Raw genomic sequence first — 17,997 nt, 5'->3', positions numbered from 1 at the left:
ACCGCCCAGTCGTTCGACACCGAGACGGAACCTCCCAGGCGACGTCAACTGTCATTGACTGAACGGCACTTCACATCGCTTGACGTCTTCTTACGGGACGGTCCTGGCGTGTGGGGCGGCCCTACGGGCTCGGGCGGGGAGGGCGTGCGCGAGGACGGCTTCGCCGCACTGCGCTTCGACGCCACACCGGTCAGTGTCACCCGCACCCGGCGTTTTCTGCGCAGCACGCTGACGAACTGGCAGCTCGCGGATCTGGTGGACGACGCCACCACCATCGCGGCCGAGTTAGTGGCGAACGCCGTCACCCACGCGCTCCAGCCGCCCGTTTCGCACCGGTCGCCGTACACGGCGGCCTGGATCACCCTCCTCCGGATGGACCGCGCCGTGGTGTGCGCGGTCTCCGACCCCAGCCCCGCACTGCCCGCGCCCTCCGACCCCGATCCCTTCGCCGAGTCGGGCCGCGGACTGCACATCGTGGCCGAACTCAGCGAAAGCTGGGGGCACTCACCGGCGGCGTCGGCCGGCAAGACCGTCTGGGCCCGGCTCGCCAGCGGCAGCTAGCCGCTCGCGGCGGGTCCGACTTCCGGCCCTGATCGGCCCTGATCGGCCCGGTGACCGCGAAGCCGCTCAACTGCCCGCATCGCCGGGCGTGTTCGCGCCTCCCGCTCAGTCAGCCCGCCGCACCTCGATCAGCAGCGCCTGCTCGGGATCGAGCGTCGGCATCGGCACCCCGGCCACCGTGAGCACCGCCCCCGGCAGCGTCACCCACCCGTCGATCGCCTCGGTCAGCCACGCCGGCCCCGCGCTCTGGTGCAGCGCGGGCAGCCCGAGGTCGGTACGGACCCGGACCCGGTAGCGCGCCTCCGCCGCGAGCCCCGGCAGGGGTATCCGGCCGGACTGTCCCTCGGGCGAAGTGGCCACCCGCGCCCAGCAGTAGAGCGCCGCCGAGCCGTCGTGGGCCACCACGCCGTGCAGCAGCGTCGCCTCGCTCCCCAGGTCGGCGCGGACCGTACGGCCGCCGTGCAGCAGCGGGCGCAGCTCGCGGTAGAGCGCGCTCCACGCGGTGATCCGGGCCAGCTCCGCCGGGGTGCGCGCGGTGAGGTCCTGCTCGATGCCGGCGTGCCCGAAGAGCGCGGTGGTCAGCCGGAAGGTGTCGCTACTGGCCCGGGCGGTGGTGTGGCTGGGCGAGGGGCCGACATGGGCGCCGACGAGTTCGGGCGGCAGCAACTGACCGGTCCAGCGCTGGATCGACTGCCGTTCGACGGGGTCGTTGCAGTCCGAGGTCCACACCCGGTCGGTACGGGAAAGGATGCCGAGGTCGATCCGGCCGCCGCCGCTGGCGCAGCTCTCGATCTCCAGCCCGGGGTGGCGTTCCCTGAGCGCGTCGAGCAGCCGGTAGAGGGCGGTCACCTGGGCGTGCGCGACCGGCCGGTCGGCGGGCCCGCGCACGGCCTCGTGGAGTTCCCTGTTGTGGTCCCACTTGAGGAAGGCGATGCCGTACGTCCGCACCAACGCGTCGAGGGCGTCCAGCAGATACGTCCACACCTCGGGGTTGGCGAGGTCCAGGACGTACTGGTGGCGGGCTGTGGGGCCGAGGCCCGCGGCGGGGCCGAGCACCCAGTCGGGGTGCGAACGGGCCAGCCCGGAGTCGGGGTTGACCATCTCCGGCTCGACCCACAGCCCGAACTCCATGCCCAGCGACCGCACATGGTCGGCCAGCGGGGTCAGCCCGTCCGGCCACACCACCGGGTCGACCGTCCAGTCGCCGAGGCCCGCGCGGTCGGAGCGGCGGCCGCTGAACCAGCCGTCGTCCAGCACGAAGCGCTCGACGCCGACCTCGGCCGCGCGTTCGGCGAGCCGCAGCAGCCGGTCGTGGTCGTGGTCGAAGTACACCGCCTCCCAACTGTTGAGGACCAGCGGGCGCGGGCCGCGCGGATGGCCGGGACGGGCGCGCAGCAGGTCGTGGAAGCGGCCGGCGAGTCCGTCGAGGCCGCCGTCGGACCAGGCGAAGTGGCAGACGGGGGTGCGGTAGGTGGCGCCGGGGGCGAGGCGGATCTCGCCGGACCGCAGCAGTTCGCCGCCGCCGAGCACGGAGGCGTGGACACCGGCCCCCTCGGGGAGTTGTTCGACCAGGTAGCGCTGGTCGCCGCTCCAGGCCACGTGCAGCCCCCACACCTCGCCCGCGCGGAAGCCGAAGCCGGGGACGCCGACGGTGAGCAGATACGGCGAGTCCGCGCCCGGCTTGCCGCGCCGCACCTCGCGGGTCCAGGTGCCGTGGGCGAGCGGGCGGCGCTGCGGGGAGCGCTCCCGGCTCCACTTGCCGGTGAAGTCGAGGATCTCGGTGGCCCTGCGGGGCAGCGGCAGCAGCGCGGTGACGTGCGCGAGGTCGTACGGCGCCGGGTCCGGGTCCGCGTCGGCCCGCCGGGTCAGCGCGGCCTGGACGGCGAGCACGCCGGAGGGTTCGAGCCGGTAGCCGAGGCTGATGTCGAGTCCGGCGGCCGGGTCGGTCAGCGCGATCGTCAACTCGCCGCCGCCCGCCTCGCCTTGACGGTACGAGGTGCCGGTCGTGGTCAGCCGCGGGGCGGTGGCGGCCCCCGCGCGGTGTCCGTGGTGGGCGGGCGTGCCGGACCAGCCGTCGGCCTCGGTGGGCCAGACGGTGAAGCGCCGGGGAATGTCCAGGGCGCTGTGGAGGACGGCGGCCTCGGCGGTCAGACCGAGCGCGGCGAGATCGCCGTCGGACAGCTCGCCGAGGTCCGCTCCCCAGTGCAGGACCCTGGGCACCGGCTCGGTGAGTTCCACGACGAGACAGGTGCCGGCCGCGCGCAGCGACACGGTCCGCACGGGGGCGCTGGACATACGGACGTCCTTTCCAAGGGTCTCGACGGCTGCGTAGACCGTATGCCCTCGCCGATCGGCCGCCCGCCGCGGCCTGCTCCTCCCCACCCCGCCCGTCCACGGCTCCCTCACCCGGGCCGTGACCGGTCGGCGTGCCGGCGGACGTCACCGCGCGTCCCCGATCACCCGGGCGAGGACCGACCCGCCGCCCCGGAAGTCAAGTGCGCCCGCTCCGGCCGACGGCTACGGTGCCGGGCATGAGCCACGCACCCGATCGCACCTCCGCCCCCGTCACCGCCGACGACGTCCGCCTCGCCGTCCGCCTCTGCGTGGACGCGCTGCGCGGGGCGCCCGCGGACGCCTGGGAGCGGCCCGCGGGAACGCTGACCTGGACCTGCTGGCGGACCGCCGAGCACCTGGCCGACGACCTCTTCGCGTACGCGGCCCAACTCGGCCCCGAGGAGCCGCCGTTGACCACGGAGGTGCCCTTCTCCTGGGAGCGCCGCGATCCCGGCGGCCCGGCCAACGTCATCTACGCCGACCGCACGGCCGGACCCGACGGACTGCTCCAGGTGCTGGAGGCGAGCGGCGCGCTGCTGACGGCGATGGTCCGTACGACCCCGCCGGAGGTCCGCGCGCACCACGGCTTCGGCGTCTCCGACCCGGAGGGCTTCGCCGCGATGGGCGTCGTGGAGACCCTGGTGCACGCCCATGACCTGGCCTCGGGGCTCGGCCTGCCGTGGGAGCCGCCGACAGACCTGTGCGCCCGGGCGCTGCACCGGCTCTTCCCGGACGCCCCCACCGACACGACGCCCTGGCCGACGCTGCTGTGGGCGACCGGCCGCGGCGAACTGCCCGGCTGCCCGCGGCTGACGACCTGGCGCTGGCACGGAGCACCCCGGACGTAACCCCCGGGCCCTCGGTGAACACCTGCGACCGGAGCCACCGCCCGCCCGGCCCCCTCACCCCGGCAGCGCCGCCGCCGTAGCCGGGTCGAGCAGTCCGGCCAGCAGATCGCCCGCCTCGGCCAGCCGCCCTGGGATGTCCTCGATGGTGAAGACCAGCTCCCGCTCGTCGTCCGCGGCGGCGACCTCGTCCCAGCTCAGCGGCGTGGAGACGGTCGGTGTCGCACGGGCGCGCACGGTGTAGGGGACCGCCGTGGTCTTGCTGGCCGAGTTCTGCGACCAGTCGATGAAGACCCGGCCCGTACGGTCGGCCTTGGCCATCGTGGACACCACCCGGTCGCCGTGGCGCTCCTCCAGCTCCCGAGCCACCCGTTTGGCGTAGGCGCCGGCCGCGCGGGCGTCGGCGTCGCGCAGGGCGGCGAGCAGGTGCAGGCCCTTGGAGCCGCTGGTCTTGGGCCAGGCGGTGATGCCGTCCTCGGCGAGCCGGTCGCGCAGCAGCAGCGCGACCCGGCAGCAGTCGACGACCGTACGGCCCTCGCCGGGGTCCAGGTCCAGCACGAGCCGGTCGGCGACGTCGGGCGCGGCGGACCGCCACTGCGGGGTGTGGATCTCGACGCAGGCGAGATTGCCCGCCCACATCAGGGTGGCGAGGTCGTCGATCTCGACCTGTTCCATGATCTCGCCGCTGTGCCGGACGGTCTGCGAGACGGTCACCCAGTCGGGTGTTCCCGCGGGCGGCCGCTTCTGGAAGAAGCGCTGGCCGTCCACGCCGTCGGGGGTGCGCACGAAGCTGACCGGCCGGCCCCGGGCGTGCGGCAGCAGGGCGTCGGCGACGCCCGCGTAGTAGTGCAGCAGCTCGGCCTTGGTGGCGCCGGTCCGCGGCCACAGCACTCGGTCGAGGTGGCTGAGCTTCAGCCGGCGGCCCTCGACCTCGGTGATCGGCATACCATAAAGGTCCCATATGCTGACAAAAAGGACACGCCATGCGCAGCGTCTGGTCGGGGAACCTGGCCTTCGGCCTGGTCTCCATTCCCGTCAAGCTCGGAGCCGCCGTCTCCACCCACAAGATCAGCTTCCGGCAGATCCACCTGGCCGACCAGGGCCGCGTCCGCTACCAGAAGACCTGTGAGCTGGACGAGCAGGTGCTCTCCGCGTCGGACATCGGCCGGGCCTTCGAGACGCCGGACGACCAGCTGGTCGAGGTGACCGACTCCGAACTCAAGTCGCTCCCGCTGCCCACCGCCAAGACCATCGAGGTGAGCGGCTTCGTCGACATGGACTCCGTGGACTCGATGCAGCTCGACACCCCGTACTTCCTCGCCCCCGCCTCGGCCGCGGCGAACAAGCCGTACGTGCTGATGCGGGAGGCGCTGGAGCGGTCGGGGAAGGCGGCGGTCGGCAAGTTCGCGCTGCGCAGCTCCGAGCATCTGGCGCTGATCCGGCCGCGCGAGGACGTCCTGCTGCTGCAGACGCTGCGCTGGCCCGACGAGCTGAACTCCTCGGCGGACGCGGCGCCCAAGGGCAGTGTGTCGATCAGCGACTCCGAACTCAGGCTCGCCGACACCCTGATCGACGCGCTCGGCGAGGCGGACCTGGCCGAGTACCACGACGAGTACGCGCAGGCCGTGGAGGCGCTGGTCACCGCGAAGCTGGAAGGGGCCGAGCCGCCGACGGCGGTCACGGAGGGCCGCGGCGGCAATGTGGTGGACCTGATGGCGGCGCTCCAGGCGTCGGTGGAGCAGGCCAAGGGCGGCCGGGGGGAGGGCGGCGACGACGCGACGGTCACCGAACTCGGCCGGCGCGGAGGGAAGAAGGCCGCGGCGAAGAAGGCGCCCGCGAAGCGGGCGGCATCGGCCGAGGAGGGCGGGAAGGACGGAGAGGACGGAGAGGACGAAGGAGAGAAGGAAGAGGCCGAGGAGGGGACGGACGGGTCGGGACGATCCGGGCGGTCCGGACGGTCCCCGGGCACGTCGTCCGGCGGCAAGGCGCCGGCGAAGAGGACCGGGGCCAGGAAGACGGCCGCGAAGAAGACCTCCAAGTCGGCGGCGAAATCCCCCGCCAAGTCCACCGCGAAGAAGACCTCGTCCAAGCGCCGCGCGGGCTGACCCGGGCCCGTTTTTGAACGGCGTGTGAAGCGCGAGGACACAACCACCGCAAACCGTCGCATTCCGTCGCCGGACACATTGACACACCGCATGGCGGCTGCCTAACTTACGGCCAGGCCGGAACATATCCGGCCACCGGCCGACACGAGGCCCGTAAGGGCAGACGGACGATGGTGACCAGGATGTACTCAGGACCCGGAATGGCAGCGTGGCGTCGTCACGGCCGTGCATCCGCGTACCTGGCCCGGCACATCGATCTCCTCCGTGTCAGCAGCGCCCTCTGTCAGGGCTGAATTCCGGCCGACCCACGCCTTGTTGGGGTCCGCCCGTCGACATGTCCCCGCTGACGTCCTGCTGTTGACGTCCCCGTAAGCGCGGACTGTCCCCGTCACACCCGCTCCTGCTGTGCGGCACCGCGCGCAGGGTCGCCACCCCGCCCCCAGCACGGCCCCCGCCCCCGCGAGGCGGTGCGGCCTCCTGTCTCGCGCCGGAGTTCCCCGATGAGCGAAACGTCCCCTCCCGCCTCCGTGGCGGACGCCTCCGCGGTCGTCGCCGACGACCCGCCCTCCACGCCGGGCCCCGACCTGGCCAAGCACGACGCGGTTCCCGGTGGGAACAAGGCCCCCGACACGCTGTCCGCCCAGCGGGTGATACCGCTGCGGCACCCCCTGCGGTGGATAGCGACGGCCATCGTGCTGGTCCTGGTCGCCCAGTTCGCGCACGGACTGATCACCAACCCGTTCTTCCAGTGGGACCGCTTCCGCTACTGGTTCCTGCGGCCGGTGATCATGGAGGGCCTGGTGGTCACCCTCAAAGTGGCCGCCTGGAGTGCCCTGTTCGGGCTGCTCGGCGGGATTGTGCTGGCGCTGGCCCGGCTGTCGCGCAGCCCGGTGCTGCGCACGGTGAGCTGGGTGTACATCTGGCTGGTCCGCTCGGTGCCGCTGATCGTGGTGCTGCTCTTCCTCTACAACTTCAGTGCCCTGTACGCGACGTTGAGCCTGGGTGTGCCCTTCGGTCCTGGCTTCGTCCACTTCAGCGAATCGCGGCTGGCCACCGACATGGTCGTCGCGATCGTCGGACTCAGCCTGAACGAGGCCGCGTTCGCCGCCGAGGTGGTGCGCGCCGGAGTGCTGTCGGTGGACCAGGGCCAGCACGAGGCGGCGGACGCGCTCGGCATCCCCCGCGGTTACCAGTTCACCCGGATCGTCTTCCCGCAGGCGCTGCGGGCCATCGTCCCCAGCTATGTCAACCAGCTGATCGGCCTGGTCAAGAGCACCTCGCTGGTCTTCTACGTCTCGCTGCTCGACCTGTTCGGCAAGGTCGAGACGATGGGCAGCACCTACCCGGGCGACGTCGTACCGCTGCTGCTGGTCGCGACGGTCTGGTACGTGATCCTCACCAGCATCGTGTCGGTGATCCAGTACTACGTCGAGCGCTACTACTCCCGCGGCGCGCTGCGCACCATGCCGCTGACACCGCTGCAGAAACTCCGGCTCGCGGTGCGGAATCTGCGGGCCCGTATCGAGATCGGATCGGCGGCATGAGCACCGTACTGGACGAGAGCGGGCCGCGGCCCGCGGCGGTCAGCGTGCACGACGCGCACAAGTGGTTCGGCGCCAACCGGGTGCTGTCCGGGGTCGATCTGACCGTGCAGCCCGGCCAGGTCACGGTGATCCTCGGCCCCTCCGGCTCGGGGAAGTCCACCCTGCTGAGGGCGATCAACCACCTGGAGAAGCTGGACATCGGCCATGTCAGCGTGGACGGCGAGCTGATCGGGGTACGGCACCACCGGGGCCGGCTCAAGGAGATCAGCGAGCGGGCGATCCTCGCCCAGCGCCGCCGGATCGGCTTCGTCTTCCAGAACTTCAATCTGTTCCCGAACCTCACGGTGCTCGACAACGTCACGGCCGCTCCCATCGCCACCGGTGCCAAGACCCGTGCGCAGGCACAGGAGTTGGGCCGGGCGCTGCTGGACCGGGTGGGGCTCGCCGACAAGGCCGACGCCTATCCGCGTCAGCTCTCCGGCGGTCAGCAGCAGCGGGTGGCGATCGCCAGGGCGCTGGCCCTGGAGCCCGGGGTGATCCTCTTCGACGAGCCGACGTCCGCGCTCGACCCCGAACTCGTCGGCGAGGTGCTGGACGTCATCAAGGACCTGGCCACCAGCGGCACCACCCTGATCGTCGTCACCCACGAGATCGGCTTCGCCCGCGAGGTCGCCGACACCGTCGTCTTCCTGGACGGCGGCCGCGTAGTCGAACAGGGCCCGCCCGAGCAGGTGCTGAACCACCCCAGCCACCCGCGCACCCGTGAGTTCCTCAGCCGGGTGCTGTGACCTCCCGGGTCTCCCCCGTCCTTCCCGTTCCCCCGGCCGCCCCCGTCGTGGCGGCCGTGCCGACCGACCTCCCCCCGCCTTTTCCGACCGCCTCACCTCCGAGCAAGGACACTTCCATGCCCCGCTTCCGTTCCAGACTCGTCCTGAGCGTCGCCGCCGTCACCTCGCTGGCCCTTGGCCTGGCGGCCTGCGGCAGCGACAGCGACTCGGGCTCCTCGGCCCCGGCCGCCTCGGACACCAAGGGCAAGGTCGTCGTCGGCGCCCTGTCCAACGGCGCCGCCAAGGAGACCACCCTCGACGTGCCCGAGGTGGCGGCCATCCGGGCCGAGCTGCCCAAGTCCGTCCTCGACAGCAAGCAGCTGGTCATCGGGCTCGGCCTGCTGCCCGCGGGCTCCGCGCCGCTGGGCTATGTCGGCAGCGACCAGAAGACGCTGACCGGCTCCGAGCCGGACCTGGGCCGGCTGATCGCCGCGGTCTTCGGCCTCAAGCCCGTGCTGGCCAACGCCACCTGGGACAACCTCTTCGTCGGCATCGACAGCGGCAAGACCAATGTCGGCATCACCAACATCACCGACACCGAGCAGCGCAAGGAGAAGTACGACTTCGCCAGCTACCGGCAGGACAACCTCGGCTTCGAGGTGAACAAGGACGACTCCTGGACCTTCGACGGCACCTACCGCAGCCTGGCGGGCAAGACGGTCGCGGTGGGCGCGGGCACCAACCAGGAGAAGATCCTGCTCAAGTGGCAGGAGCAGCTCAAGGCTGAGGGCAAGAAGCTCACGATCAAGTACTTCCAGGAGTCCAACAGCACCCACCTGGCGCTGTCCTCCCACAAGATCGACGCCTACTTCGCGCCCAACCCGAGTGTCGCCTATCACGTCGCCCAGACCGCGAACACGCCGCAGGCCACCCGCAGCGCGGGGACGTTCTCCGGCGCCGGAGCGGAGCTTCAGGGCCTGATCTGCGCGACGACCAAGAAGGACAGCGGCCTGGTCAAGCCGCTCGCCGACGCGATCAACTACCTGATCAAGAACGGCCAGTACGCGAAGTGGCTGGATGCCTGGAACCTCAGCAACGAGGCGGTGCCCACCTCCCAGATCAACCCGCCCGGCCTGCCGCTGACCAACTCGTAAGGACCCGGAATCCGCCCGCGGGATTTTCCGCGGGCGGATTCCGGTTCGCAATGGTGATTCGCCACGGTGATCGCGACGCGCACCGGGAACGGAACGGAGAAACACGGCGACCATGTCGACCAGCCTTCAGCCACCGCACGAGCCCCTTCCGCAGGACGAGGAGGAGCTGATCGGCGCGCATGTCCTGGACAATCCGGCCTGGGCCGCGATGACCGGGCCGCACCGGCACCTCGCCGAGATCGTCGGCTCCGCCGCCCGCTACCAGACCGACGTGTCGCCCTTCACCGCCATCGCCGACGCCTCCGACCCGCACTCCTGGGCGGATCTGGCCCGGCTGGTCGGCCCCGGCAACACCTTCGCGCTCACCGGGGTGCGCACCCTGCCCGACGGCTGGTCGACCGGCGAGTCCGGTCAGGGCGTCCAGCTGGTGGCGACCTCGCTGCGCGACGAGTCCGACCCGGAGGCGCTGCTGCTGGGCCCCGACGACGTACCGGAGATGCTGGACCTGGTGGCCCGGGCCAAGCCGGGCCCCTTCCGGGAGCGGACCGTCGAGCTGGGCGCGTACTACGGCATCCGCCGCGAGGGCCGGCTCGTCGCGATGGCCGGCGAGCGGCTGCACCCGCCGGGCTGGACCGAGATCAGCGCGGTCTGCACCGACGAGGGCTTCCGCGGCCAGGGGCTGGCCACCCGGCTGGTACGGCATGTCGCGGCCGGCATCAGGGGCCGGGGCGAGACACCGTTCCTGCACGCGGCGGCGGTCAACACCAACGCCATACGGCTCTACCAGGCGATCGGCTTCACCCTGCGCCGGACCACCCTCTTCCACTTCCTGCGCGTCCCCGACGACGCCCTGGACACCGCGACCGCCCTGGACGGCGGACGGTGACCGTCCACGAGTCGGTCGAGGACGCGATCGGCGACACTCCGCTGTTCCGGCTCTCCCGGCTGGGCGCGGGCCTGGCCACGCCGGTCTACGCCAAGGTCGAGTTCCTGGGCGTGGGCGGCAGCGTCAAGGACCGGGCCGCGCTGTCGATGATCGAGGCCGCGGAGGCCGACGGCTCGCTGCGGCCGGGCGGCACGATCATCGAGGCGACCTCGGGCAACACCGGGATCGGCCTGGCCCTGGTGGGCCGCAGACGCGGCTACCGGGTGATCGCCGGGGTCTCCGACCGGTCCGCCCCGGAGAAGTCCGACATCCTGCGGGCGTACGGCGCCGAGGTCGTGCTCGCCCCGACGGCGCTGCCCAAGGAGCACCCGGACCATCTGTTCCATGTCGTACGGCGGCTGGCCGAGGAGATTCCCGGCGGCTGGCTGGCCAACCAGTACGACAATCCCGCCAATCCGGCGGCGCATGTGCGGACCACAGGACCCGAGATCTGGGCGCAGACCGGCGGCCGGGTGACGCACTTCGTGGCCGGGGTCGGCACCGGCGGCACGATCAGCGGCACCGGGCGCTTTCTGCACGAGGTCTCGGACGGCAAGGTCACCGTGGTCGGCGCGGACCCGGAGGCGTCGGTGTTCTCCGGCGGCGACGGCAGCCCGTACTACGTGGAGAGCATCGGCCACTTCGTCCACCCGGGGACGGAGGAGGACCTGTGGCCGCAGTCGTACGACCCCGGGGTCGTGGACCGCTTCGAGCGGGTCGCGGACCGCGAGTCGCTGCTGACCGCCCGCCGGCTGGCCCGCGAGGAAGGGCTGCTTGCCGGTCCGTCCTCGGGCACGGCGGTGGCGGCGGCGCTGCGGGTGGCCCGCGATCTGGGCCCCGACGACCTCGTGGTGGTGCTGCTGCCGGACTCGGGCCGCTCGTATCTGTCCCGGCTGCACAGCGACGACTGGCTGCGGGCGTGGGGCTTCCTGGAGGAGCCGCGCGGCCCCGACGACACCGGGCCGACCGTGCGGTCCGTGCTGGAGGCCGAACCGGGGTGGGCCGGGCGGCTGGTGACCGTGCCGTCCGGGACGTCCCTCGGCGAGGCGCTGGACCTGGCCCGCCCGCTGCCCCGTAACGTCGTGACCGCGCTGCCGGTCGTGCTCCCCCGGACCGAGCGGCCCTACGGGGTCGGCGCGACCGAAGTGCTCGGCTCGCTCGATCTGGCCGAGGCTGAGGCCGCGCTCGCGGCGGGCCGGGCCCGCCCGGACGAGCCGGTGGACGGCCTGTTGGCCGCGCCGCTGCCGGCCGTGGGCGTCGGGCAGCCGGTCTCCGCGGCCCTCGGCGCGCTCGGCGAGCGGCACCGCACCGCCGTGGTGCTGCGCGACGGCCGCGCGGTCGGCCTGGTCGGCCGCGCGGAGCTGTGGGCCGCCCATGACGCCCATGTCCCTTCATCCGACCCCGACCCGAGGAACTGACCATGCCCCTCGCATACGTGTACACCGCCTTCGGCGGCCCCGAGAACGAGACCTTCACCGACCTGCCGCGCCCGGTGCCCGGCCCCGGCCAGCTGCTGGTCGCGGTCCGGGCCACGGCCGTCAACCCCGTGGACTGGAAGCGGCGCAACGGCTATCTCCCGATCGGCTCGTCGGCCTCCGACCTGCCGGCGGTGTTCGGCAGCGAGGCCGCGGGCGTCGTGGTGGAAGTCGGCGAGGGGGTCGGGGAGTTCGCGGTCGGTGACGAGGTGTTCGGCAACCCGGTCGCCGGGTCCTACGCCGAGTACGCGCTCTTCCCGGTCGACATCACCGCGCACAAGCCCGCCGAGGTGTCCTGGGCGGACGCGGCGTCGCTGCCGGTCGCGGCGGCCACCGCGTACGACGGGATCAGGCAGCTGGACCTGCCCAAGGGCGCGACCTTGCTGATCACCGGGATCGGCGGCGGGGTCGGGGTGGCCGCGGCGCAGATCGCCCGGCACGACGGGCTGACCGTGATCGGCACCGCGAGCCCGGCGAAGAAGGAGTTCGTGGAGTCGCTGGGCGCGGTGCACGTGCCGTACGGCCCGGGCTCCGCCGATCTGGTGCGGGCGGCCGCGCCCGACGGGATCGACGCGATCTACGACCTGGTGGGCGGGGACGCGCTGCGCGAGGCCGCGCCCCTGGTCGTCGACCCGGCGCGGCTGATCAGCGCCGCCGACCGGACCACCGTCGCGGAGCTGGGCGGCGCGCCGGTACTGCGCAAGCGCAACGCCGAGGTGCTGGACGAGGTGGCCCGGCTGGTGGTCGAGGGCGCCCTCGACCCGTTCGTCACCGGCACCTTCCCGTTCGACGAGGCGGACCAGGCGCTGCGCGCGGTCGAAGAGGGCCACGCCCGCGGCAAGATCGTCATCGAGATCGGCGCCTAGATGCTGCCGAGAACCGTCCGACGGGCGGCGCCGTCCCGCCCGTCGGAAGGGGATTGCGCGCGGGAGTTCCCGCGGGTTAGCGTCGCCGGAGCAGGGACCATCAGGTCCGGACAGGGGGTGACGGCAGTGCGAGCAGTGCTCCGCGGTTCCGTCCCCCGCCCGGCCGCCGCGCACCCGGCCGTCCGGCCGCAGAGCGCCTTCCCGCCCGCCTCCGTGCGTGTCCTCGCACCGAGCGGGCCCCTCGTGCGCCTCTACGGGCGTCAGCACATCGACCTCCAGCGGGTGGCCGGCGCACTCTGTTGCCGCTGATCGCACTCCCCCGCGCCGCGACCGCTTTCCCCATCCATGCCGCCGTACGCCCGCATGCGTATGTGCCGGCGCGGTCGCGTTCGCCTCCGGTTGATCGAGAAAGGCACCCCTTCGCATGTCCGCAAACCCGTCGTCCCCTTCTCCGGCGACTTCTGACACCTCCGAGACCGCTGCTTCCTCCGAGACCTCCCCGCTGCACCTGGCCGTCGCGCTCCAGGACGCCGGCTGGCACCCCGCCGCCTGGCGGGAGCCAGGGGCCCGCCCCCGTGAGCTGTTCGACGCCGCCTACTGGGCCGACGCCGTGCTCGAAGCCGAGCGCGGGCTGCTCGACTTCGTCACCTTCGAGGACTCCCTCGCCCTGCAGTCCGACAGCCCGTTCACGCCCGACGAGCGCACCGACCAGGTGCGCGGCCGGCTCGACGCCGTGCTCGTCGCGGCCCGGGTGGCGCCGCTGACCCACCGGATCGGTCTGGTCCCGACGCTGATCGCCACGCACACCGAGCCCTTCCACCTCTCCAAGGCGATCGCCACGCTGGACTATGTGAGCACCGGCCGGGCCGGGCTGCGGGTGCAGGTCGCGGCGCAGCCGCACACGGCCGCGCACTTCGGCCGCCGGGTGCTGCCGCCGCTTCCGGTGGTCGAGGACTTCAACACGCCGCAGGTGCAGGAGCTGATCGGGGAGCTGTTCGACGAGGCCGCCGACTATGTCGAGGTGGTCCGCCGGCTGTGGGACAGCTGGGAGGACGACGCGGAGATCCGTGATGTGGCGACCGGCCGGTTCGTGGACCGCGACAAGCTGCACTACATCGACTTCGAGGGACGGCACTTCAGCGTCAAGGGCCCCTCGATCACGCCCCGCCCGCCGCAGGGCCAGCCGCTGGTGACCGCGCTGGCGCACGCGACCGTGCCGTACCGGCTGGTGGCGCGCTCGGCGGACATCGGCTTCGTGACCCCGAAGGACACCGCGCAGGCCGCCGAGATCGTCGCGGAGATCCGCGCCGAGCAGGAGAGCGCGGGCCGGGCCGGGGAGACCGTGCATGTCTTCGGCGACCTGGTGGTCTTCCTGGACGAGGACCGGGAGACCGCGCGGGCCCGCCGGGAGCGGCTGGACGCGCTGCTCGACGCCCCCTGGACCAGCGACGCGCTGATCTTCGCCGGCACCCCCGCCGAACTGGCGGATCTGCTGCTGGAGTTGCGGCAGGGCGGGCTGACCGGTTTCCGGCTGCGCCCGGCCGACGCCGACCACGACCTGCGGGGGATCACCCGCGGTCTGGTGCCGGAGCTCCAGGCGCGCGGCGCCTTCCGCCGCTCCTACGAGGCCGACACCCTGCGCGGCCTGCTCGGGCTCTCCCGGCCCGCCAACCGCTATGCCCCCGCGGGCGTCTGACCCGAAGGACCGGAACGCCATGAGCAAGCCCGTCAAGCAGATCCATCTCGCGGCCCACTTCCCCGGCGTCAACAACACCACCGTGTGGAGTGACCCCGAGGCCGGCAGCCACATCGAGTTCAGCTCCTTCGCCCACTTCGCCCGGACCGCCGAGCGCGCCAAGTTCGACTTCCTCTTCCTCGCCGAGGGCCTGCGCCTGCGCGAACAGGGCGGGGAGATCTACGATTTGGACGTGGTCGGCCGCCCCGACACCTTCACCGTGCTCGCCGCGCTCGCGGCCGTCACCGAGCGGATCGGCCTGACCGGCACGATCAACTCGACCTTCAACGAGCCCTACGAGGTGGCCCGGCAGTTCGCCAGTCTCGACCACCTGTCGGCCGGACGCGCGGCCTGGAACGTCGTCACCTCCTGGGACGCCTTCACCGGCGAGAACTTCCGGCGCGGCGGCTTCCTCGCGCAGGGCGACCGCTACTCGCGCGCCCAGCGGTTCCTGGAGACCACCGGGGAGCTGTTCGACTCCTGGCGCGGTGACGAGATCGTCGCCGACAAGGAGTCGGGCCGCTTCCTGGCCGACTCCGAAGCAGGAACGTTCCGTCACAAGGACGAGCACTTCGACATCGCCGGCCGGTTCAATGTGCCGCGCAGCCCGCAGGGCCGTCCGGTGATCTTCCAGGCCGGCGACTCCGGTGACGGCCGGGAGTTCGCCGCCGCCTCCGCCGACGCGATCTTCAGCCGGCACGCCACCCTGGATGCCGGACAGGCGTTCTACTCCGACGTCAAGGGCCGGCTGGCGAAGTACGGCCGTTCCCGCGACGAGCTGCTGATCCTGCCCGCGGCCACCTTCGTGCTCGGCGACACCGACGCCGAGGCCCAGGACAAGGCCCGCGAGGTGCGCCGCGCCCAGGTCAGCGGTCAGACCGCGATCAAGCTGCTGGAACAGGTGTGGAACCGCGACCTGTCGGCGTACGACCCCGAGGGGCCGCTGCCCGAGATCGACCCGGACCCCGGTGAGCACACCGTGGCCCGCGGCCGGGCCAGCGTACGGATGGTCCGTGATCCGCTGACCGTCGCGCGCGAGTGGCGGGAGCTGGCGGAGGCCCAGAACCTGTCGATCCGCGATCTGATCATCACCACGACCAACCGTCAGAACTTCATCGGCTCGCCCGCCACGGTCGCCGCGACGATCAACGACTTCGTGCAGGCCGACGCGAGCGACGGTTTCATCCTCGTCCCGCACATCACGCCCGGCGGCCTCGACGCCTTCGCCGACACCGTCGTCCCCCTGCTCCAGGAGCGCGGAGTCTTCCGGCACGACTACGAGGGCAGCACTCTCCGCGACCACCTGGGCCTGCGCACACCCGAGCTGTCCGACGCCGAGAGCCAGGAGGCCGCCTCGTGAAGTTCCTCTCCATCACCCTGATCGTGCACGCGCCCGACCCGGTGACCGGGGTCAAGAAGTCGACCGGCGACCGCTTCCGCGAGGTCATCGACAACGCGCTGCTCGCCGAGGAGCTGGGATTCGACGGCTTCGGCGTCGGCGAGCGGCACGAGCGCCCGTTCATCTCCTCCTCGCCGCCGGTGGTGCTCAGCCACATCGCCGCGCTCACCTCGCGGATCCGGCTGTTCACCGCGGTGACCACGCTGAGCCTGCTCGACCCGGTGCGCGCCTTCGAGGACTACGCCACTCTCGACCATCTCGCCGAGGGCCGCCTGGAGCTGATCATCGGCAAGGGCAACGGCTCGGCGCAGCGCGAGCTCTTCCATGTCTCCACCGAGGACCAGTGGGACCGCAACGCGGAGAGCTACGAGCTGTTCCGGCAGGTCTGGCGGCAGGACAAGGTCACCGCGCAGCCGCGCTTCCGCCCCTCGCTCGACGAGGCCGAGGTGTGGCCGCGCCCCCTCCAGCAGCCGATCCGGGTCTGGCACGGCAGCGCCACCAGCCGTGAGTCGGTGGACCTGGCCGCCCGGTACGGCGACCCGCTGTTCTCGGCGAACGTCACCAACCCGATCGAGCCCTACGCCGAGCTGATCCGCTACTACCGGCAGCAGTGGGAGGCGTACGGCCACGACCCGGCGCTGGCCACGGTCGGCGCGGGCTCGGCGGGCTACTACGCGGCCCGCACCTCGCAGGAGGCGATCGCCGCCTACCGGCCGGTCTTCGAGGGCCATCTCGCCTTCCAGAAGAAGCTGGGCGCCGAGCCGGTCTTCCCGACCCTGGAGGACTTCGTCGAGCGCAGCTCCGCGCTGATCGGCAGTCCGCAGCAGGTCATCGAGAAGGTGCACCGCTACCACGAGCAGTTCGGCCACTCCGTGCTGCATCTGCACGCCGACGCCAGCGGACTGACCGACGCCCAGCACCGCAGCACGCTGGAGCTCTTCCAGTCCGACATCGCGCCGGTGCTCCGCAAGGAGATCCCGGACCCGCCGTTCGCCTGGGGGCCGACCGCGCTCAGCCCGACCGAGGCCGCGACCGACCTCGTCGAGGCGCGGAACGGCGCCGCGCACACCACGAACCAGGAAGGCGGCGCCGCATGAGCGTTCCCGCACAGCCCGAAACCCCGGCCGTACCGCTGTCCGTACTCGATCTGTCCCCGATCAGCTCGGGCTCCACCCCGGCGCAGGCGCTGCGCAACACGGTGGATCTCGCGCAGCGCGCGGAGGCCGCCGGATACGCCAGATACTGGTCGGCCGAACACCATCTGGCCACCGGCGTGGCCGGGATCTCGCCCGCGCTGCTGATCCAGCTCGTCGCGTCGGCCACCGAGCGGATACGGGTGGGGGCCGGCGCGGTGCAGCTCGGGCACCGCACCCCGCTGTCGGTGGTCGAGGAGTTCGGGCTGCTCGACGCCCTCTTCCCCGGCCGGATCGACCTCGGGCTCGGCCGCTCCGGCTTCCGCCAGCCGGGCGCGAAGGACGGGAAGGGCGCGCCCGCGGTTTCCCGCCCGGCGCCCAAGCACGTCGAGGACCGCTGGACCCCGGAGGGTCTGCTGATCCCGGCGCCGTACGACTTCAGCCGGCTGATCGGCTCCCCGCTGCTCACCCGCTACATCCAGCTGGTGCAGTTCCCGGGCGCCGACCTGCCGGAGTACCGGGACCAGGTGGACCAGATCCAGGCGCTGATCCGCGGTGACCACCGCACCCCGGAGGGCCTGGAGGCGCACGCGCTGCCCGGTGAGGGCGCGGACCTCCAGCTGTGGATCCTGGGCAGCAGCGCGGGGGCGAGCGCGCAGGCCGCGGGCGCGCTGGGGCTGCCGTTCGGGGCGAACTACCACGTCAGTCCGGCGGCCGTGCTGGAGGCGGTGGAGGCGTACCGCAAGGCGTTCGTGCCCTCCGAGGCGCTGGAGCGGCCGCATGTGCTGGTCTCCGCCGATGTGGTGGTGGCCGAGGACGAGGAGACCGCCCGGCATCTGGCGTCGCCGTACGCCCTGTGGGTGCACAGCATCCGCTCCGGGCAGGGCGCGATCCCGTTCCCGACGCCGGAGGAGGCCGCCGCGCACGAGTGGACGGACGAGGAGCGGGCGCTGGTCGACGACCGGGTGCGTACCCAGTTCACCGGCACCGCGCAGGCGGTGGCCGAGCGGCTGCGGGTGCTGCAACAGGCCACGCAGGCCGATGAGTTGCTGGTCACCACGATCACCCACGACCACGACTCCAGGGTCCGTTCCTTCGAGTTGCTGGCCGACGCCTGGGGACAGCCGGCCGCCTGACCGGCCGGCCGCGCGCCG

16 protein-coding genes are annotated in these 17,997 nt (G+C 72.4%); 14 read left to right on the top strand and 2 right to left on the bottom strand.

Annotated elements, in window-relative coordinates:
* Positions 1-108: 108 nt before the first annotated feature.
* Entirely contained in the window at positions 109-561 is a 453-nt protein-coding gene (locus tag OHA30_RS32140; RefSeq protein WP_328917377.1) for an ATP-binding protein, read from the top strand.
* Between the two features lie 105 nt (positions 562-666).
* Here the strand turns inward: OHA30_RS32140 and OHA30_RS32135 are convergent, their stop codons facing one another.
* Positions 667-2,856: an alpha-galactosidase gene (locus OHA30_RS32135; protein WP_328917376.1), complete on the bottom strand. Its 2,190-nt coding sequence runs from the start codon at positions 2,854-2,856 to the stop codon at positions 667-669.
* A 236-nt stretch (positions 2,857-3,092) separates the two neighbouring features.
* On the opposite strand from OHA30_RS32135, the gene OHA30_RS32130 reads away from it, so the two are divergent.
* Positions 3,093-3,743, top strand: a complete 651-nt coding sequence (locus OHA30_RS32130; RefSeq protein ID WP_328917375.1) for a maleylpyruvate isomerase N-terminal domain-containing protein — start codon at positions 3,093-3,095, stop codon at positions 3,741-3,743.
* Between the two features lie 54 nt (positions 3,744-3,797).
* Here the strand turns inward: OHA30_RS32130 and ligD are convergent, their stop codons facing one another.
* A complete protein-coding gene (gene ligD / locus OHA30_RS32125; RefSeq protein ID WP_328917374.1) occupies positions 3,798-4,685 on the bottom strand; it encodes a non-homologous end-joining DNA ligase in 888 nt (295 codons plus the stop codon).
* Positions 4,686-4,723: 38 nt separating this feature from the next.
* On the opposite strand from ligD, the gene ku reads away from it, so the two are divergent.
* The 12 genes from ku (at position 4,724) to OHA30_RS32070 (ending at position 17,979) form a co-directional block, all read left to right on the top strand.
* Positions 4,724-5,845, top strand: a complete 1,122-nt coding sequence (gene ku, locus OHA30_RS32120; protein ID WP_328917373.1) for a non-homologous end joining protein Ku — start codon at positions 4,724-4,726, stop codon at positions 5,843-5,845.
* A 500-nt stretch (positions 5,846-6,345) separates the two neighbouring features.
* Entirely contained in the window at positions 6,346-7,389 is a 1,044-nt protein-coding gene (locus OHA30_RS32115; RefSeq protein ID WP_328917372.1) for an amino acid ABC transporter permease, read from the top strand.
* Positions 7,386-8,177 (top strand): amino acid ABC transporter ATP-binding protein, encoded by a 792-nt coding sequence (locus OHA30_RS32110; protein ID WP_328917371.1) that lies wholly within the window; start codon positions 7,386-7,388, stop codon positions 8,175-8,177. The genes OHA30_RS32115 and OHA30_RS32110 overlap by 4 nt, the downstream gene beginning before the upstream one ends.
* Before the next feature lie 116 nt (positions 8,178-8,293).
* Positions 8,294-9,310: a transporter substrate-binding domain-containing protein gene (locus OHA30_RS32105; protein ID WP_328917370.1), complete on the top strand. Its 1,017-nt coding sequence runs from the start codon at positions 8,294-8,296 to the stop codon at positions 9,308-9,310.
* A 112-nt stretch (positions 9,311-9,422) separates the two neighbouring features.
* Entirely contained in the window at positions 9,423-10,196 is a 774-nt protein-coding gene (locus OHA30_RS32100) for a GNAT family N-acetyltransferase (protein WP_328917369.1), read from the top strand.
* Complete coding sequence (locus tag OHA30_RS32095; RefSeq protein ID WP_328917368.1) at positions 10,193-11,653, top strand: pyridoxal-phosphate dependent enzyme; 1,461 nt, start codon at positions 10,193-10,195, stop codon at positions 11,651-11,653. The genes OHA30_RS32100 and OHA30_RS32095 overlap by 4 nt, the downstream gene beginning before the upstream one ends.
* Positions 11,654-11,655: 2 nt before the next feature.
* On the top strand, positions 11,656-12,576 hold the full coding sequence (locus OHA30_RS32090) for an NADP-dependent oxidoreductase (protein ID WP_328917367.1): 921 nt from the start codon (positions 11,656-11,658) through the stop codon (positions 12,574-12,576).
* Complete coding sequence (locus OHA30_RS34130) at positions 12,577-12,885, top strand: putative leader peptide (RefSeq protein ID WP_405784919.1); 309 nt, start codon at positions 12,577-12,579, stop codon at positions 12,883-12,885.
* 115 nt (positions 12,886-13,000) lie between these two features.
* On the top strand, positions 13,001-14,272 hold the full coding sequence (locus OHA30_RS32085) for an LLM class flavin-dependent oxidoreductase (RefSeq protein WP_328917366.1): 1,272 nt from the start codon (positions 13,001-13,003) through the stop codon (positions 14,270-14,272).
* Positions 14,273-14,291: 19 nt separating this feature from the next.
* Positions 14,292-15,671, top strand: coding sequence for an NtaA/DmoA family FMN-dependent monooxygenase (locus OHA30_RS32080; RefSeq protein WP_328917365.1), 1,380 nt, complete (start codon positions 14,292-14,294; stop codon positions 15,669-15,671).
* A complete protein-coding gene (locus tag OHA30_RS32075) occupies positions 15,668-16,807 on the top strand; it encodes an LLM class flavin-dependent oxidoreductase (RefSeq protein WP_328917364.1) in 1,140 nt (379 codons plus the stop codon). The genes OHA30_RS32080 and OHA30_RS32075 overlap by 4 nt, the downstream gene beginning before the upstream one ends.
* Positions 16,804-17,979: an LLM class flavin-dependent oxidoreductase gene (locus OHA30_RS32070; protein ID WP_328917363.1), complete on the top strand. Its 1,176-nt coding sequence runs from the start codon at positions 16,804-16,806 to the stop codon at positions 17,977-17,979. Before OHA30_RS32075 ends, OHA30_RS32070 begins: the two co-directional genes overlap by 4 nt.
* Positions 17,980-17,997 lie beyond the last annotated feature (18 nt).

The sequence above is a fragment of the Streptomyces sp. NBC_00223 genome (assembly GCF_036199905.1).
Lineage (GTDB): Bacteria > Actinomycetota > Actinomycetes > Streptomycetales > Streptomycetaceae > Actinacidiphila.
This window is presented reverse-complemented; position numbering and strand designations above follow the sequence as displayed.

Excerpts from the sequence above, each read along its gene's own strand:
- ku (WP_328917373.1), top strand. The coding sequence starts at position 4,724 with ATGCGCAGCGTCTGGTCGGGGAACCTGGCCTTCGGCCTGGTCTCCATT.
- OHA30_RS32105 (WP_328917370.1), top strand. The coding sequence starts at position 8,294 with ATGCCCCGCTTCCGTTCCAGACTCGTCCTGAGCGTCGCCGCCGTCACC.
- OHA30_RS32135 (WP_328917376.1), bottom strand. The coding sequence starts at position 2,856 with ATGTCCAGCGCCCCCGTGCGGACCGTGTCGCTGCGCGCGGCCGGCACC.
- OHA30_RS32130 (WP_328917375.1), top strand. The coding sequence starts at position 3,093 with ATGAGCCACGCACCCGATCGCACCTCCGCCCCCGTCACCGCCGACGAC.
- OHA30_RS32085 (WP_328917366.1), top strand. The coding sequence starts at position 13,001 with ATGTCCGCAAACCCGTCGTCCCCTTCTCCGGCGACTTCTGACACCTCC.
- OHA30_RS32110 (WP_328917371.1), top strand. The coding sequence starts at position 7,386 with ATGAGCACCGTACTGGACGAGAGCGGGCCGCGGCCCGCGGCGGTCAGC.
- OHA30_RS32115 (WP_328917372.1), top strand. The coding sequence starts at position 6,346 with ATGAGCGAAACGTCCCCTCCCGCCTCCGTGGCGGACGCCTCCGCGGTC.
- OHA30_RS32090 (WP_328917367.1), top strand. The coding sequence starts at position 11,656 with ATGCCCCTCGCATACGTGTACACCGCCTTCGGCGGCCCCGAGAACGAG.
- OHA30_RS32080 (WP_328917365.1), top strand. The coding sequence starts at position 14,292 with ATGAGCAAGCCCGTCAAGCAGATCCATCTCGCGGCCCACTTCCCCGGC.
- OHA30_RS34130 (WP_405784919.1), top strand. The coding sequence starts at position 12,577 with ATGCTGCCGAGAACCGTCCGACGGGCGGCGCCGTCCCGCCCGTCGGAA.
- OHA30_RS32100 (WP_328917369.1), top strand. The coding sequence starts at position 9,423 with ATGTCGACCAGCCTTCAGCCACCGCACGAGCCCCTTCCGCAGGACGAG.
- OHA30_RS32070 (WP_328917363.1), top strand. The coding sequence starts at position 16,804 with ATGAGCGTTCCCGCACAGCCCGAAACCCCGGCCGTACCGCTGTCCGTA.
- ligD (WP_328917374.1), bottom strand. The coding sequence starts at position 4,685 with ATGCCGATCACCGAGGTCGAGGGCCGCCGGCTGAAGCTCAGCCACCTC.